We start from the raw sequence: 15,644 nt of genomic DNA on the forward strand, positions 1-15,644 counted from the left end.
CTGAACTACGACTACCGCCGCTGTCCATAAAACGAACCTCCCTTGTGGAATTTTTATCCGCAAAAGCGGACATGTTTTTGGATATGTGATTTCATTTATTCTATCAAAAAAAAGATTTAAGGGCAATAAAGATTGTGGGGACTTTTAAGGCAAGAAGGGCGGATTGCGCGGGAAAAAGTTGCAGTTTTTTTATTATCCGCACAATTAAAGATTACGAGTAAGAATTATAAAGTTTTAGCGGAGTTTATCGATGACTGAAATTCACGCGTTTATGCTGTCGCCCGCCTTTTGTATTTACAACGGAGTTGCGATCATCAAGCAAGACGGAAACAGGATTCATTTCGGGTTGACCAGGCCGGAAGACACTCCGCTCAGGCTACGTTTATTTCACGCGTTTTCGTCGTATCTTCGCTATGAAAAAAGTCCTTTGGAACCTAAAATCACGTTTACTCTTTTGTCTCGGCAGCAGTTTTTACGCTATGTTTCGTATCTTTACGGGCAAAATCCGGGCTATATCCGGTTTCCGATAACCGGGGCTAACCATACGCAGGAAGAAAAATATCGAAAGTCGCTTGGGGCGCTGAATCCGTCTGCGTGCAGATTCCGAATCCTTCCATTTTCGACAGGACTCCGCGCAATATCCCCTTTGTCGTTATTTCACCGGGCGATGATAAAGAAAAAGGCGAAAAAGAATCGGTTTCCGACGTCATCTTACGGCAATAACAAGATCGGGGCGGTTTTGAAGACGGCAGAAACGGCAGAATCGACGCCGCCGGATTTAGAGAGGTATGCGACCTTAGTAGGCAAGACGGGCAAGATAGACAAGGCAGCTGCGGACGGACTTTCCGAGCGCAATGCACAGGAACATGTGACAAAGAGGAAGATTTTGGCGTTCTTTAAAAATATTCGAAAGGACGTTCTGAATGTCCGACATTTTTTATGCTGTTTGTTGTTATTCTTGATTTTCCCGTCGTGCAAAACCCTTCTTGAAAGGAATTGTCCTTATGTGATCGGCGAAGTTTCGGTCGAATACGGAGAATCTCCGGGAAAATATCGTTTTGCCGGCGTTCTTTTCACATTCTACAACGCCGAGCCTAAGACCGTTTCGGAATTTACCGTTTCGCTCAGGTTGTATGACGACAACGGCGAAAATCCGTTTATCGGAGCAAATCAAATTATCGCCGTAAATAAGGAAATTATCGGCGCCCGATCGGTAAGCGATATTGCGATAAACCTTGACGACTTTATTTCCGACGTACCCGAAGAACCTTACCGCATTGATTTTTTATATGTGTCCGAAATCAAGTACTCGGACGGAAGCGTTTGGCAGGACAAATATGGGGTTTATGCGTTCTGAATTCTTTACGTCTGTTTTTATTTTTTTCTCATCTGTAAAACACAGTCTGAAAAACGCATTATATTTTCCATTGTCAGCGCCATATCTTTTTTAGCCCTAAGCTTCGCTTTTGAATAGTCCACGGCGACTCTGTTTGTGCTGAATATGGCAGAAACGCCTTTTGTGTACGCTTCTTCAATATCGTCCCCTATATCGCCGACCACGGCTATGAGCGGTACGTCCGCCTTTTTTGTCCTTTTGGCTATACCTATGACCACCTTACCGCGAAGACTTTGCGTGTCTATTTTCCCTTCGCCCGAAAAAACACACTCGGCGTCTTTAAGAATGGAATCGAAATTAACGGTGTCCAAAACGGTTTCAATGCCCATCTGCAGTTTAGATTTAAGGAATACGTTCATTCCGTAGCCCATACCGCCCGCCGCTCCCGCTCCCGGCGTGAGAGCTGCGTCGGCGCCTGAAGCGCTTTGTACGATTTGCGCCAGATGTCTGAGCCCCTTGTCGAGCCGCTTTACAGCGTCAGGATCCGCCCCTTTTTGCGGTCCGAAAACATAGGCGGCTCCGTTTTCGCCGTACAGAGGATTATCGATATCGCACATCGTAACGATCGAACACTTTTTCAATTCCGGCGCGAGAGACGACATATCTATCTTGCAGATATCCTGCAGACTTCCTCCGGTGGGAACAAATTCTTTATTGTCCTTATCAAAGAATTTTACGCCCAAGGCCGCCGCTGCCCCGCATCCTCCGTCGTTTGTAGCGCTTCCGCCGAGGCCCATGATTATTTTTGAACAGCCGCTATTGACCGCATCGATAATCAGTTGTCCGACTCCGTACGTTGTGGTCTTTTCAGGAGCGAGCGCGTCTCCTACGAGCGGGAGCCCCGCGCATGCGGCCATTTCAATGACGGCGGTTTTTTTGTCGTTCAAAATGCCGTAAAACGAAGGCACGTCTTCAAAAAACGGACCTTTTACCCTTATGTTTTTCTTTTGGCCGCCGCAGGCCGCGAGAAAGGCTTCTACGCTGCCTTCTCCGCCGTCCGCTACGGGAATGCTCACGACAGGCGTTTCGGGACGGAATTTTTCAATACTTTTTTTCATTATTTCGCATATTTCGGCGGAACTCATGGTGCCTTTGAAAGAGTCAGGAATTAAAATTATCTTTTTCATTTAACTTATTCTCCGATTCAAAATTTGATTTATGAAGAAATTTTTTTATGGCAACGATAGCTAAGTATAAGCCTCTTACGCTTATTTCGCTATGCTTTTAAAGTTTTTTTATGCGAATTTTCGTTTTTTTGCGTTTATATGTTGAGAATTTATCGGGGCAAAAAATGACCGGCGGATTTTGCGAGTAATCGCAAAATCCGCCGGTCTGTGTCTATAGCTTAACTCTGTGCTTTTTATAAAGGAATATTTCCGTGTTTTTTTAACGGATGATCCATCGCTGTTTTGTTTTCAAGAACGGCAAAGCTTTCCGCCACACGGGAGCGCGTTTCTTCAGGATTGATTACTTCGCTTATATACCCGCGCTGGGCCGCTATCGTAGGCGTCATTATAGTATCTTTATATTCCTGAGATTTTTCGGCAACGAAGGCCGCTTTTGCCGGATCGCTCATTTCTTTTGCATATAAGATACCGAGCGCGCCTTCCGCTCCCATAACCGCTATTTCCGAAGTCGGCCACGCGTAGACAAAGTCCGCGCCGAGGTGTTTGGAACACATCGCTATGTATGCTCCGCCGTAAGCTTTTCGCGTTATGACCGTCACCTTGGGAACCGAAGCTTCGCTGTATGCAAAAATAACCTTCGCACCGTGGCGGATAATTCCCTTTTGTTCTTCTTCCGGCCCGGGAATAAACCCCGGAACATCGACAAAGGTCAAAAGCGGAATATTAAAAGAATCGCAGTAGCGAACGAAACGGGCGATTTTATCGCTTGCATCGCAGTTGAGAACTCCGCCTAAACCGGCCGGATTGTTTGCGACTATTCCTACCGTTCGTCCTTCGATCTTTCCGAAGCCTACGCTTGCGTTTGCCGCAAATTCTTCCATAACTTCAAAAAAAGTATCTTCGTCGACAACGCACTTGATAACTTCGCGGATATCGTATCCTTTTTTGGAATTGTCGGGCAGGATTTCAGTTATCTGTTTTTGCATTCTTTTTGCATTGTATTTGGGTTTTTCGTCGCTTTTAAGCTTATCGCCGTAATAATGCGGAATGTAATCCAGCAACTGTCTGACCCTTGCGTAGCAGTCGTTTTCATTTTCACAGCGGAAGTGCGCTACGCCCGATTTTTTTGAGTGAATCGCCGCTCCGCCGAGATCTTCAGTGCTTATGTCGAGGAACATGACGGATTTTACGACCTTAGGACCCGTTATAAAAAGCTGACTTACTTTGTCGACGGTAAAAATAAAGTCCGTAATTCCTGGGGAATAAACGGCGCCGCCTGCGCAAGGCCCCGCTACAATTGAAATCTGCGGAATGGAACCTGAGGCGCGTACGTTCTGATAAAACAGATCTCCGTATCCGCACAACGCGTCTACGCCTTCTTGAATGCGTGCTCCGCCGGAATCATTTATTCCTATCACGGGACAACGCGCCTCTATCGCCATATCGATAAGTTCTGCAATTTTTTGCCCGTGTTTTAATCCGAGAGAACCGCCTTGAACCGTAAAGTCCTGCGCGTAAAGGGCGACCTTTCTTCCGTTGATCTTTCCGAATCCGGTGATGACGCCGTCATAAGGAATATCCTTGTTTTCCATACCGAAGCTGGTACAATTATGGCGTACTCCGGAATAAATCTCCTTGAACGAGTCTTTGTCGCATATTGCATTGATACGCTCTATGGCGTGCAGTTTTCCTTTTTCATGCTGTTTTTCAATATTGTATTTCATGTAAAACCTCAACGATTTTTATTTTAAGACGTTTATCACGGTTTGTCAATATGACAAAAATTGTATTTTTGTCTGTCAAGAGACACGGGACGGGGTAGAGGAGTAGTAAAAATTCTGCGCTTTTTGCGCACAGTTAATAAACGACATTTGTCTAAAAGCAAACTCGAAGTTCAAGTACCGCCATGAACAGCGGCAAAATATGTAAAAGCGATATTTTGGCTTTGTCTGAAATCCGCCATAAATCGATGTACACGGATGTACGTCGGTTTATAATCTCACTTATTTGGCGACGCCTTTTAACCCTTCATTCTTTCCTTTTCGGCGTATACTGTTTTTTCATCGGGAAGCCAAGGATATGTTTTTTGTTCGTCGGCGATTACGCTGCCGTCATCCGTTTTTGAAAGCGAATTTTTAAGATCTTCAATAACCGGCGCCGTTTCAAATTCGCTTGACTCCAGAATTTCAGTTCTTATCCCTGTTACGAGCCATCTGTCTTTTATAAAAGAACACTGAACGAGGTCTTCGATTTTATCTACATTGATAACAGGATTTTCTCCCGACGTGAGAATTTTATAATAGCTGACCAGAAAGTTTTTTTGAGCGCCTTCCTGCGGAATACCGCCGTCTTCTTTTACGGGGCCGGGTTTTTCATTCCTTTTTATTATTTTAGGATAAAGATCCGTGGGAAGCGTATCGCCGTTGCTGTTATGCATTACTAAGTGCGAAAGCCCGTACATCCAATCGGTACCTTTGTGTTTCGGATTAAGGACGATGTTTACCCAGCGTTCGGGCGTATAAGTGTCGCCGCCGTCGTAAGCCGAACGAGCCTTTACGGTAACGTAAATGGTGCTCACGGAATTAAGGACGGCCGTGGGTTCCGAACCTTTGCAGCTTTGTTTGATAAGTTCGGAATCGAGCGAATGAATTCCTGCGTAAAACTGATTTACGGTTTCTGCAGCGGTAAGTCCCTTTGTAGTCGGCAGATCGTTAAGTCTTTTTGCGTAATCGGCGGATGCGAACGCCGTGACTATGAGCGCAATTGCGGTTGCTGCGATAAGTCCCTTATTTTTGTGTACGGCGCGCTTGAATTTTATTTTTTTGTTAAGTTTTTCAAAAAAAAGTTTGCCGTCGCGCTCAAATTCTTTTAGCTCCGTGCTTTCTGCGTTTCCTGCATCGTCGAGGGAAAAAACTGAGGAGCCGGTTTCTTGTTTGCAGTTGCCGTTTGCGCTTTCCGTGATTTTTCCGTCCGGTTTGCCGTGACCGCCGTCCGTTCCCAATTCTTTTTTTAAAATTTCAATAGGAAAATTTTCTTGAAATTCCGTGTTTTTAACCTTATTCGGCGACAAAGCTTCGTCCACTGCGGCGGCGAGAGTTTTATCTATGTTGAAAACCGCATATTTCAAAGGTAAAAAAAGTCCGTCGATGATGTCTTTTTGCCTTTTCTCTTCTTCCGTCCGTGCGAACGGAAGTTTTTTCGCCAAGGCCTCGTAGACTATTACGGCTCTTGTAAAATATACCGCCTTCGCTCCTAAAAGTCCTTTAAATTTATAAACCCCGTCCGTCAACGCTTTTTCTTCTTTGGAGAGCGCGTTCGTGCAGTTTTCAAATATGATTTCCGGCAAAAAAAGAACGTAGTCGTTGCCAGCCAATATACCGCCGAGCCCTACCGCAGGCACGTCTATCGATCTTTTCAATGCTTCCGTCATGGCGACGATGATCAAAAAAATATTGTGATTTTTGCGTAAAGGATCCTCGTTTGATGAAGGAATTTGTCCGCAGAATATCGCATGGCCTGAATCCTTATCCGCCTCTATGTGCGAAAACGTCCACGGACTGAATTTTACGAACTCCGGCGATTCCTGAAAAAGCCCTGAAGCGGCTGCAGGTTCTGCAGAAGACGTGCCGAGAGCTTTATTCGTTCGATAACAGTCGCCGCACTTGCCATTGTCGCCGAATTTGGCATTGTCGTCAAACTCGCCGCCGCTATGTTTGCCGCCGTACTTGTCGGCATCGTCGCATTCGCCGTGCTGCGAAACTTTCGGGCGGAATTTTACGAGAAGTCCCTTATCGGTCGTTAAAAACTGCGCAAGATTTGTCTTACCGAATGCGGATTCTGTAAGTCCCGAATCCATGCGCAATTCGTTTGAACTTATCGAAATAAAGGTTGACATCAGCGTCTGCCGTTCGGCGCGTACAGGTATTTGAAGTATTCCATATCCGTGCTGTAAGTCGCGTCAAAATTTTTCATTGTATTTTTATAAGACTCCATGCTCTTCCAGAACTCATAAAATTCCGGATCTTTTGAATATGATTCCGTATAAATGCGCGCGGCTTCGGCGTCCGCCTTTCCCTTTGTTTCTTCGGATTTGCGGTAGGCTTCCGACCGGATACGGCGTTTTTCGTTTTCAAGGCGCCCGAGCCATTCGGCTTTTTTTCCTTCACCCAAAGAGCGGTAAGCCTGCGCGACCTGATTTCGTTCCTTTATCATTCTGTTATAGACGCTTTCCGTAAGCTCGTTTGAATATTTTATCTGTCGCGGCACAATGTCTAAAAGATTTATTCCGTATTCAATCAGCGACTTGTTGGCTTCTTCCGTCATCTGCAAACATAGGTCGTTCCTTCCGCGTAAAACGGATTCGTTTACCGTGCTTACGTTTACGAGCGATTCTATTTCGGCAATTTCCTGATCATTTTCGGTTTTATTGTATCCGTTTGGTTTTTCGTTGATTATGTTTGACGAGCGGACGATTTCGCTGAGTCTGTTTTGCGTTATTACCGTTCTTGTGGATGAATCTATTATGTCGCTTAAACGGTTGTAAGCCGCTTCGAGCGTTTTAAAACTGCGGTAGAATTTATCCGGCTCCGTGATCTTCCAGCGGCTCGTGGTGTCGACGATTATGAACTGATTTTCCTTTGTGGGAATGCGCTGAGAATCTCCGTCAAGAGATAAGATCAATTTCGGATATGTTACGACGGTATCTATGACAGGCATTTTAATGTGCAAGCCCGCTTCCGTGTGCGTTTTTACGATTTGGCCGAATCTTGTCACTACGACTTGCTGGCCTTCGTTTACTATAAAGATGGGCCCCGTCTTTATAACCAGCAGCACAAGGACTGCAAGTCCTATGAGAATCTTGTATGCGGTTTTTATCTTTTTCATATTATTCTCCTGATTTTGCGGTGCCTGCACCGGAAGTCAGCGTTTTTACGGGCAGAACGTTTTGAAGCTTTTTGTCTATGAGCGAGGGCGATTTGTCTTCGCCGTCGAAAAGTTCTTCCATAGTTTCAAGATAGAGTCTGTTTCTTGTGATCACGGGAGAGCGGCTGTATTCCGAATACACTGAATTAAAGCGCGCCGTATCGCCGCGCGCTCGGTTTACGCGTTCCGACGCATAGCCTTCCGCGATCTGCACTTGCTGATCGGCTTGTCCCTGCGTTTTGGGAATTTCGGAATTGTATGCTTCTTTTCCTTCGTTTATAAATCTGTTCATGTCCTGTATGGCCTTGTTCACATCTTCAAACGCATCTTGAACTCCTTTGGGCGGAACGATGTTCTGAAGCTTTACGGCGTTTACGTTTATTCCCAAGCCTAAATCTTTAAATTTTTGATTCATTGATTCCGTTGCAAGATTTTCGATTGCCGTGCGCTCTTGCCCCATTATGTCCAAAATGGCGCGGTCGCCTACCAAAACGTTTATTGCGGAACGCGAAATATCGCGGATTGTCTGCCGTTTGTCCTGCACGTTAAAAAGCCAAGCGCGGGGATCCGTTATCCTGTATTGGATTATCCACTCTACGTCGACTATGTTAAGATCGCCGGTAAGCATTGTGGATTCGTCTGTGATATTGTTTTTGTATTCGTTTCTGATACCGGAATTTATAGTCTGAAAACCGAACTGTTCGGTTTGGACGACTTTTACGGGGACGTTGTAGTTTTTGTCGATTCCGAACGGCAGCTTCAGTTGCAGTCCCGGCCCGAGCGTCGCGTAATATTTTCCGAAGCGCGTTATAACGGCTTGTTCCGTTTCATCAACTTTAAAAAAACAGCTGCCTGCGGCCCAAAGCGCTATGAGCGCCGCTGTTATCCATAAGATCCTTGAAGGCTTTAAAAAAAAATTTGAAAGTTTTTTCAGATCGACGACATTGCTCTGTGCCATTCGTAACTCCTGTAATTTTGTGCGCTCTTTGCGCACAGATAATGACCCTTATAATAAAAATAAACACTGTGAAACAAAATTACAAGAAGAATTTAACGGAATATCGATCTTATTTAAAGTGTGTTTTTATAGTGCGTCAAATTCCGATGAGTGCGAGCGCATGCTTTTTAGTTTGGAATGAAGCTTTTTTGCTTTGAGCCGCTTTTCGCGCGACGCTTGGGTAGGTTTGGTCTTATGTCTTTTTTTACGGATTTTCGCCGCTGCAGCGATTTTGGCTTCGATCCTTACGATTGCGTTTTCACGGTTTAACGACTGGCTTCTTTCGTCTTGAACGCTTACGAACAATTCGTCGTCGGAATTTATTATATTGTGCAAATTTTTTCTGAGTGCAAAGAATTCCGACTCTGAAAGGCCGTGAAGATCTGCCAAAGGAAGCGACGCGCTGACCTTAGTGTTTACCTTGTTTACATTTTGTCCGCCGGCTCCTCCCGATCGGGAAAAAGAGAACCTTATATTTTGAATTATGGAATTGTGAAGTTCGGTTTTATTCATGTTATGACGACCTTCGAAAAAGTATAGCACAGATGTCGCCGTATTGTCCGCTATGTTGACCGGATGAGGGCTCTTCGATACAATTTACGCATATGAAACACATAAAAATTGAGCTGCCGGTTAGGTACGCTTCCAAAGGAATTAAAAATAACGGTTTTATCCCGTATTTAACGACTTATTTGATTGACAACAGCGAATATATCGACCCGAACCGAAGGCGTCCGCTTATTATCGTATGCCCCGGCGGCGGGTATTCATGGAGAAGTCCGCGAGGCGCGGAACCGATTGCGATCCGTATGAACGCGCTAGGATTTCACGCGTGCGTGCTTGATTACAGCATCGCTCCTATGGATTATCCTGCCGCGCTTCTTGATCTGTGCGAGGCCGTCGCCTATATCCGCGGGCACTGTGACGAATGGTTCGTCGATCCTGAGAATGTCATAGTACTTGGTTTTTCGGCTGCGGGACATTTGGCGGCTAATCTCGGCGTATTGTGGAATAAGGATTTTATTCAAAAATACGTACCGCTGACGCCTGCTCAAATAAGGCCCGACGCGCTTTGTTTGTGCTACCCCGTAATTACTTCGGGGGAATTCAGACATGACGATTCTATCCGCTGTCTTTTGGGCTCTCAAGCCGATGATCAAAATATGCGGGATTTTGTGTCGCTTGAAAAACATGTAAACGACGACGTTCCGCCCGTATTTATGTGGCACACTTATGAGGATGAACTTGTTCCCGTTGAAAATTCTTTACTGTTCGCGACCGAGCTTAAAAAACATAATATCCCTCTGGAATATCATATCTTTACCAAAGGTTTGCACGGGTTAAGCCTTGCCAATGAAGAAACTGCCGGAGATCCTCCGCGCATTCAAAAAGAATGCGTCATATGGCCTGAAGTTTTTGCCGCGTGGGTCCGCTCGGGCGTCATCGCCGAAAGCAAAAAGAGGTAGGGAAGAGACAATCGCAAAACGTTGCCAAAAGACACAACGAGGAAAGCGGATAAAGCACTTTTCAAGAGCCGTAAGTGAAAAACGTTACGGCTTTTCTTTTTATCGTTTTTTCGTTATGTTATTTAAAAGAGGTTTTATAATGTCTGCAAAAAAAACTATACCCATCACGCTGTTGACCGGTTATCTCGGCGCCGGAAAAACAACGCTGCTTAATCACATTTTGAACAACCAGCAAGGATACAAGGTCGCCGTAATCGTAAACGATATAGGCGAAATAAATGTCGATGCCGATCTTATCGCAAAAGATGCAAATATAACCGACTCTAGCAGTCTTATTCCGCTCACAAACGGATGCATTTGCTGTTCTCTAAAGTCCGATATGGTTCTTCAGATTGAAAAATTGATCCGTACCGGAAAATTCGACTATATTTTGATAGAAGCCAGCGGAGTTTGCGAACCTATGCCGATCGCGCAGGCGGTGACCACCGTCGAAGGCGGAAAGATCGATGCGGTAGTCGCCGTAGTTGACGCCATGCGGCTTGCTACGGAATTTGATTACGGCAATAAACTTTTAAAAAAGGATATGAAAGAAGAAGATATAGAATCTCTTCTCGTTCAGCAAATTGAGTTCTGCAATATTTTGATCATAAATAAAACGGACCTTGTAAACGAAGAACAGCTTAAAAAGATCCGCGCTATAGTTAAAATTCTTCAGCCTAATGCGAGAATCATTGAAACCACGAAAGGCAATGTGCCTGTAAGCGACATTATCGGTACGGATTCGTTTGATTTTGAAAAAGTTTACGAAAGCGCAGGCTGGGTTTCGATATTGAATAGAGACGATGAAGATCATGAGGAAGAAGAACACGAACACGACCATCATGATCACGATGATGATGAGCACGAGCATCACCATAAAGGCGGCCATCATCATCACCACGAAGAAGGACATCACCACCACGAACATCGCCATGAAGGCGCGGATGAAGATGAATACGGAATAGGTTCCTTCGTTTATTCTCGAAGGCTTCCGTTCGATCGTGAAAAACTCGATAAATATGCCGACACTTGGCCTAAAAACATCATACGCTGCAAGGGCGTTATGTGGTTTGCCGACGAACCGGCTATGGCATGGGTGTTTGAAACTTCCGGAAACCAAATTTCTGCCGGATACAGCGGCAATTGGCTCGCCTCGGAAGACAAAGAAGTTCAGGATAGAGTTTTAAGAGGCGATCCTAAAATGCGCAGCAATTGGGATGAAAAATACGGCGACCGAATGGTAAAACTCGTGATCATAGGCACGAAACTCGACAGAGAAAAAATTTCTTCCGATTTGGATAAACTGCTCGCTCCGCAAGAATATGTGGATATGATTTTGTAAGGATGACTTATTCCGCAGGGCGGGGGCAGCGCTGCGAAAATTGATTTACTGCCGGAGCCCGGTCGCTAGGGATGTCGGGGCTCCGGCATTTTTTATTGCAGCTGCAAAAAGGATAGCAAAGATATGGAAAGTAAGGCTGTTGCGAGTAGTAGTATCCGTATAGTATCCGTTAATGATTTATTCGGAAAAAATTTTTATATTCCGAGTTATCAGCGAGGATACCGCTGGGGAAAAAACGAAATAACGGATTTATTGGAAGATTTGTATGAATATGCCGATCTTGTCGAACGCGGAGAATCTTCCGAATTTTATTGCTTGCAGCCTTTAGTCGTAAAAGAAAAAGAATGGAAATCGGAAGGTGTTAATTATGCGGGATTTGAAGTTATTGACGGTCAGCAGAGATTAACTTCGATTTATATTTTGTTATCGTATCTCGCTCCTGTGGCCGATGTTTTGGGACAACCCATTAATTTATATTCATTAAAATATGAAACCAGACCTAATTGTGAATTGTTTTTTAGCAAAAAACTGTTCACAACGGAAAATAAAGAAAATATCGATTTTCTTCATATTTCAAACGTTTATAACTGTATAGAAAAATGGTTTGAAAAAAATCCTCCTGCTAAGGTTCAAATACTAAATCTTTTTTTAAAACAAAAAAAGAACGCCGTTTTTATTTGGTATGCAATTTCCGAAAAAGAAAATGCATACGATGTTTTTAAAAGATTAAATTCCGGAAAGATAAAATTAAGCGATGCCGAACTTGTAAAGGCTTTAATCTTAAAAGAAAACAACAGCGCCGGAGATGATAAATTCAATCAGTCGGAACTTTCTTCGGAATGGAACGAAATTGAAAAAAACTTACATGATGATCCTTTTTGGTACTTTATTAACCCTAATCCTGAAAGCGTAATTTACAACGCAACAAGAATGGATTACGTTTTGGAATTAAGCGTAAGAACGGAATTAAAAGAAAATTATGAACGTAAGTTGGAAGTACAAACTCACTTGGTTTTTGTTTATTACAGCCGTTTAATAAAAAATGAAGGGTGGGAAAATGCTTGGCACAAAATCCAAAATGTGTACAGAACAATTAAGACCTGGTTTACCGATCGTTCAATTTATCATTATGTCGGTTATCTGATTAATCGGCGTGGTGAAAACAAAATGACAGTTCTTTGTTCTCTATTGCAAAAGTATCAAAATCTTAACAAATCGAATTTTGAAAATACGTTAAAACAGGAATGCCGCAAGTCGCTTTTCGGTGAAAATAAAAAAGAAATTTCATTAGGTGATTTAAGGTATCCTGTAAATAACAATCAAATTCATAACTGTCTTTTGTTGTTCAATTTGGCTACGACACAAAATCAAATAAGCGAAATGTCCAGATACCCGTTTGATCAGCATTTTCAAGCGACAAAATCCAAATGGTCTTTGGAACATATTCACGCACAGAATGAAAGAAAGGCTGAATGGAGTGACGAGGAAATTTCTAAATTAAAGGCCTATCTTAAAAACCTTACGGCTGCCAATATTTCCGAACTCGGAGATTACATTGACGGTAATACTATAAAAGACGAAGGTGTCTATAATGCCATTATCGGCGCATTTATGGGCGAAGCTGTAACTATGGAAAAACATGATGACGGAACCATTGTTTTTAATTCGGATTTTTCTAAAGACGATTCATTGATGAATATGGCTCTTTTGCAAGGTGATAAAAATGCGGCTTTTAACAATAAGGTTTATCCGGAGAAAAAAAATATTCTTGCAGAATATGAAAATGCCGAAAGACGCACTTACTTCGTACCCATCTGTACCCGCAATGTATTTTTTAAACATTATTCTCCTTCTTCTACAAATTGTCTTATGTGGGATAAAGAAGCGGGAATAGAATATGTATCTGCCATGACAAAAGTAATAGCAAATTATATAGGTGCGGAGGCTCTCCTTTCACCAAAAGATAGTGAGCAATTTAACTATGGGTTAAAAATTAAGGCATAATATGAGCGACATATATACTTTTTATAAACTTATATCAAAATATAAAATCCAAATTCCTGTAATTCAACGCGAATATGCACAGGGCAGAAAAGATGTAAGAGCGCATGATATCAGAAAATCATTTATAGCATCCCTTATCGAATGCACTAAAAGTTCCGGAAAAACATTATTTTTGGATTTTACATACGGAAAGATGTCGGAAGATAAAATTTTTATTCCCTTTGACGGTCAACAGCGATTGACTACATTGTTCTTATTTCATCTTTTTGTTTTTAAAAAAACCGGTTTTCCGGAAGTAAATAGGTTGTTGGATTTTTCATATAAAACACGTCTTTCTTCCAAAGAATTTTGCGAAGCAATTGTAAAAAACAATATTATTCCAAAAACCGGAGATATTTCGTCGTTCATTAAAGATCAGAGCTGGTACTTTGCAGAATGGACTTGCGATGCGACTGTTGAAGGCATGCTTGTCGTTTTGGATGAAATACAAAGACAAATTGACAGTGACGCCTCAGTCGACTGTAATTTTATAAAAGATTCCTTGCTTTCCGACGACTGTATTACTTTTCATTTTGTCGACATGGGAGTTAACAAACTTCCGGATGAAACTTATATCAAAATGAATGCCAGAGGCAAATCCTTAACAAGCTTTGAAAATTTTAAAGCCAGCTTGGAAGATTATTTGGAAACAAAGGATGATAAATTGTATCATCGTTTTAAAGGCGAATATATTAAAGAAAAAGGAATTTATTCAGGGATTGACGGACAATGGATGGAATTCTTCTTTAATAAGAATAATCAAGAAATTCCCGATTCCCTTATTCAGAGCATAATGAATAGGCATTTTATCAATGCGTGGAATATTTGGTATTCGGAAAACGCAAAGACAAAATCGGAACTGAAGAGACTGAGCAATGAAGAACGGTTATTTCAAGACGCCGTAGTACGATTAAAATCTCAAATAGATACGGATTTTTTACTATATCCGACGGATGAAAATTTTATCAGTTGGGATTTATATAAAAATATTTTTGATAATTGTACGTTGAAAAATACTGTGGAACCGATTTTTAATTTTTTTGATGCGCTGCTTATAAATTATGAAAATATCATAAATACATGCAAAACTAGCTGGGAAGAAAAGGAAAATTGGAATCCGTTACAAGGGAAAAAAGACAAAGACACCCAAGAAACATACAAATCGAGAGTCGCATTTTATGCAATGGTTTTATTCTTTAATAGAAATTATGAAATTAAACAATTAAAAGAATGGATGCGCATTATATGGAATTATTTAGAGAACACTACGATCGATAGCGAAATGCCTTATAATGCCGCTTTGCGAGTCGTAAAGGCTTTGAGTGTTTTTTCAAATTCAATTATTGACGGATTAGCCGATCACTATGGGGATATAAACCTTCCGAACGATTTTGCGGGGAAAATTCAAGTTTCGGAAGAAAAACTGAAAGCTGAAAAAATTCTTTCAAGAAATGGCAGAGATTGGAAAACTAGGATAATCGAAGCGGAAGGGTTTGCTTTACTTAAGGGGAAAATCAATGTTCTGTTTATTCACGGAGAAAAAACGACGTACAAGGATTTTTCGGACAGGTTGGATTTGTTGATTAAGATTTATGAAAATAATGACGAATATCATTTTGTAAAAGTATTGCTTTCATATTATGAAGATAAGTCGCTAACCAAGCGTTTAGCCTTAAAAAGAACGGACAATAATTGGAAAAGGTTATTGACGGAAGATTTATTTAAAACTTTCCAGCTGATTGAAAGCGATAAAATAAAAAGATCTAAAATTCCTTGGATCAATGATTTATGTTCAACGGATTTGCTGAATAACAGCCGTGAAGACGGTAAGATTGTAACTAAATACGGAGATTCCTTTGTCTTGTGGGGAACTTCAGGCTGCGTAACCCAAACTTATGGAAATCCGGTTCGGGGAAATGTTGTTATAGGTCATATAAGAAACAAGCTGCTTACAAATGAAAAAATTAAGACCGATTCAAAACTTAAAAATGTAAACTTCTATGAGGGAATTAATATCGATTTTGAATATAAAAGCCGTTACTTTCAGTGGTGGCGTAGAAATAATGATAATGAGGCGGAATTTGACGTTTATTTAATGCTCACATCCGATCCATATAGTTATGCCGAAAGAAATAAAAAACCTAAGACATTAACAAATACGGATCTTGATAAATATTTTTGCTTCAATATAACGAAAGAAATGAAAACCGATTCGGAAATTTTTATAAAAGCATTGGGCAACTTGATAACGGAATATAATAAAGACCGTAAATAAAAATCGCAGCTTATGAAACGATAGCTTTTTCATTCG

Annotated in this window: 11 protein-coding genes; 5 read left to right on the plus strand and 6 right to left on the minus strand. The window is 42.0% G+C overall.

What is annotated here, in order from left to right:
• Positions 1–250: 250 nt before the first annotated feature.
• Complete coding sequence (locus HRQ91_RS03075) at positions 251–1,357, plus strand: hypothetical protein (RefSeq protein ID WP_210120210.1); 1,107 nt, start codon at positions 251–253, stop codon at positions 1,355–1,357.
• Positions 1,358–1,374: 17 nt separating this feature from the next.
• Here the strand turns inward: HRQ91_RS03075 and HRQ91_RS03080 are convergent, their stop codons facing one another.
• The 6 genes from HRQ91_RS03080 to arfB all read right to left on the minus strand — a co-directional run bounded on the left by HRQ91_RS03080 (position 1,375) and on the right by arfB (position 8,956).
• Positions 1,375–2,523, minus strand: coding sequence for a glycerate kinase family protein (locus HRQ91_RS03080; RefSeq protein ID WP_210120211.1), 1,149 nt, complete (start codon positions 2,521–2,523; stop codon positions 1,375–1,377).
• Positions 2,524–2,756: 233 nt separating this feature from the next.
• Entirely contained in the window at positions 2,757–4,247 is a 1,491-nt protein-coding gene (locus HRQ91_RS03085; RefSeq protein ID WP_210120212.1) for an acyl-CoA carboxylase subunit beta, read from the minus strand.
• Positions 4,248–4,543: 296 nt separating this feature from the next.
• Positions 4,544–6,418: a hypothetical protein gene (locus HRQ91_RS03090; RefSeq protein ID WP_210120213.1), complete on the minus strand. Its 1,875-nt coding sequence runs from the start codon at positions 6,416–6,418 to the stop codon at positions 4,544–4,546.
• Positions 6,418–7,407, minus strand: coding sequence for a protease modulator HflC (hflC, locus tag HRQ91_RS03095; protein WP_210120214.1), 990 nt, complete (start codon positions 7,405–7,407; stop codon positions 6,418–6,420). The genes HRQ91_RS03090 and hflC overlap by 1 nt, the downstream gene beginning before the upstream one ends.
• Position 7,408: 1 nt before the next feature.
• Positions 7,409–8,404, minus strand: coding sequence for an FtsH protease activity modulator HflK (hflK, locus tag HRQ91_RS03100; protein WP_210120215.1), 996 nt, complete (start codon positions 8,402–8,404; stop codon positions 7,409–7,411).
• 126 nt (positions 8,405–8,530) lie between these two features.
• Positions 8,531–8,956 carry an alternative ribosome rescue aminoacyl-tRNA hydrolase ArfB gene (gene arfB, locus HRQ91_RS03105; protein WP_210120216.1) on the minus strand — a complete coding sequence of 142 codons (426 nt, stop codon included), beginning with the start codon at positions 8,954–8,956 and terminating at the stop codon, positions 8,531–8,533.
• A 92-nt stretch (positions 8,957–9,048) separates the two neighbouring features.
• Here arfB and HRQ91_RS03110 point away from each other — a divergent pair, with 92 nt between their 5' ends.
• The 4 genes from HRQ91_RS03110 (at position 9,049) to HRQ91_RS03125 (ending at position 15,608) form a co-directional block, all read left to right on the plus strand.
• Complete coding sequence (locus tag HRQ91_RS03110; RefSeq protein ID WP_210120217.1) at positions 9,049–9,909, plus strand: alpha/beta hydrolase; 861 nt, start codon at positions 9,049–9,051, stop codon at positions 9,907–9,909.
• Between the two features lie 139 nt (positions 9,910–10,048).
• On the plus strand, positions 10,049–11,290 hold the full coding sequence (locus HRQ91_RS03115) for a CobW family GTP-binding protein (protein ID WP_210120218.1): 1,242 nt from the start codon (positions 10,049–10,051) through the stop codon (positions 11,288–11,290).
• Between the two features lie 123 nt (positions 11,291–11,413).
• Positions 11,414–13,294, plus strand: a complete 1,881-nt coding sequence (locus tag HRQ91_RS03120; protein WP_210120219.1) for a DUF262 domain-containing protein — start codon at positions 11,414–11,416, stop codon at positions 13,292–13,294.
• Position 13,295: 1 nt separating this feature from the next.
• Positions 13,296–15,608 carry a DUF262 domain-containing protein gene (locus HRQ91_RS03125; protein ID WP_210120220.1) on the plus strand — a complete coding sequence of 771 codons (2,313 nt, stop codon included), beginning with the start codon at positions 13,296–13,298 and terminating at the stop codon, positions 15,606–15,608.
• The last annotated feature ends 36 nt before the right edge of the window (positions 15,609–15,644 follow it).

The sequence above is a fragment of the Treponema parvum genome, assembly GCF_017893965.1.
Lineage (GTDB): Bacteria > Spirochaetota > Spirochaetia > Treponematales > Treponemataceae > Treponema_D > Treponema_D parvum.

Excerpts from the sequence above, each read along its gene's own strand:
- HRQ91_RS03075 (WP_210120210.1), top strand. The coding sequence starts at position 251 with ATGACTGAAATTCACGCGTTTATGCTGTCGCCCGCCTTTTGTATTTAC.
- HRQ91_RS03115 (WP_210120218.1), top strand. The coding sequence starts at position 10,049 with ATGTCTGCAAAAAAAACTATACCCATCACGCTGTTGACCGGTTATCTC.
- HRQ91_RS03120 (WP_210120219.1), top strand. The coding sequence starts at position 11,414 with ATGGAAAGTAAGGCTGTTGCGAGTAGTAGTATCCGTATAGTATCCGTT.
- HRQ91_RS03125 (WP_210120220.1), top strand. The coding sequence starts at position 13,296 with ATGAGCGACATATATACTTTTTATAAACTTATATCAAAATATAAAATC.
- HRQ91_RS03110 (WP_210120217.1), top strand. The coding sequence starts at position 9,049 with ATGAAACACATAAAAATTGAGCTGCCGGTTAGGTACGCTTCCAAAGGA.
- arfB (WP_210120216.1), bottom strand. The coding sequence starts at position 8,956 with ATGAATAAAACCGAACTTCACAATTCCATAATTCAAAATATAAGGTTC.
- HRQ91_RS03090 (WP_210120213.1), bottom strand. The coding sequence starts at position 6,418 with ATGTCAACCTTTATTTCGATAAGTTCAAACGAATTGCGCATGGATTCG.
- hflC (WP_210120214.1), bottom strand. The coding sequence starts at position 7,407 with ATGAAAAAGATAAAAACCGCATACAAGATTCTCATAGGACTTGCAGTC.
- HRQ91_RS03085 (WP_210120212.1), bottom strand. The coding sequence starts at position 4,247 with ATGAAATACAATATTGAAAAACAGCATGAAAAAGGAAAACTGCACGCC.
- hflK (WP_210120215.1), bottom strand. The coding sequence starts at position 8,404 with ATGGCACAGAGCAATGTCGTCGATCTGAAAAAACTTTCAAATTTTTTT.
- HRQ91_RS03080 (WP_210120211.1), bottom strand. The coding sequence starts at position 2,523 with ATGAAAAAGATAATTTTAATTCCTGACTCTTTCAAAGGCACCATGAGT.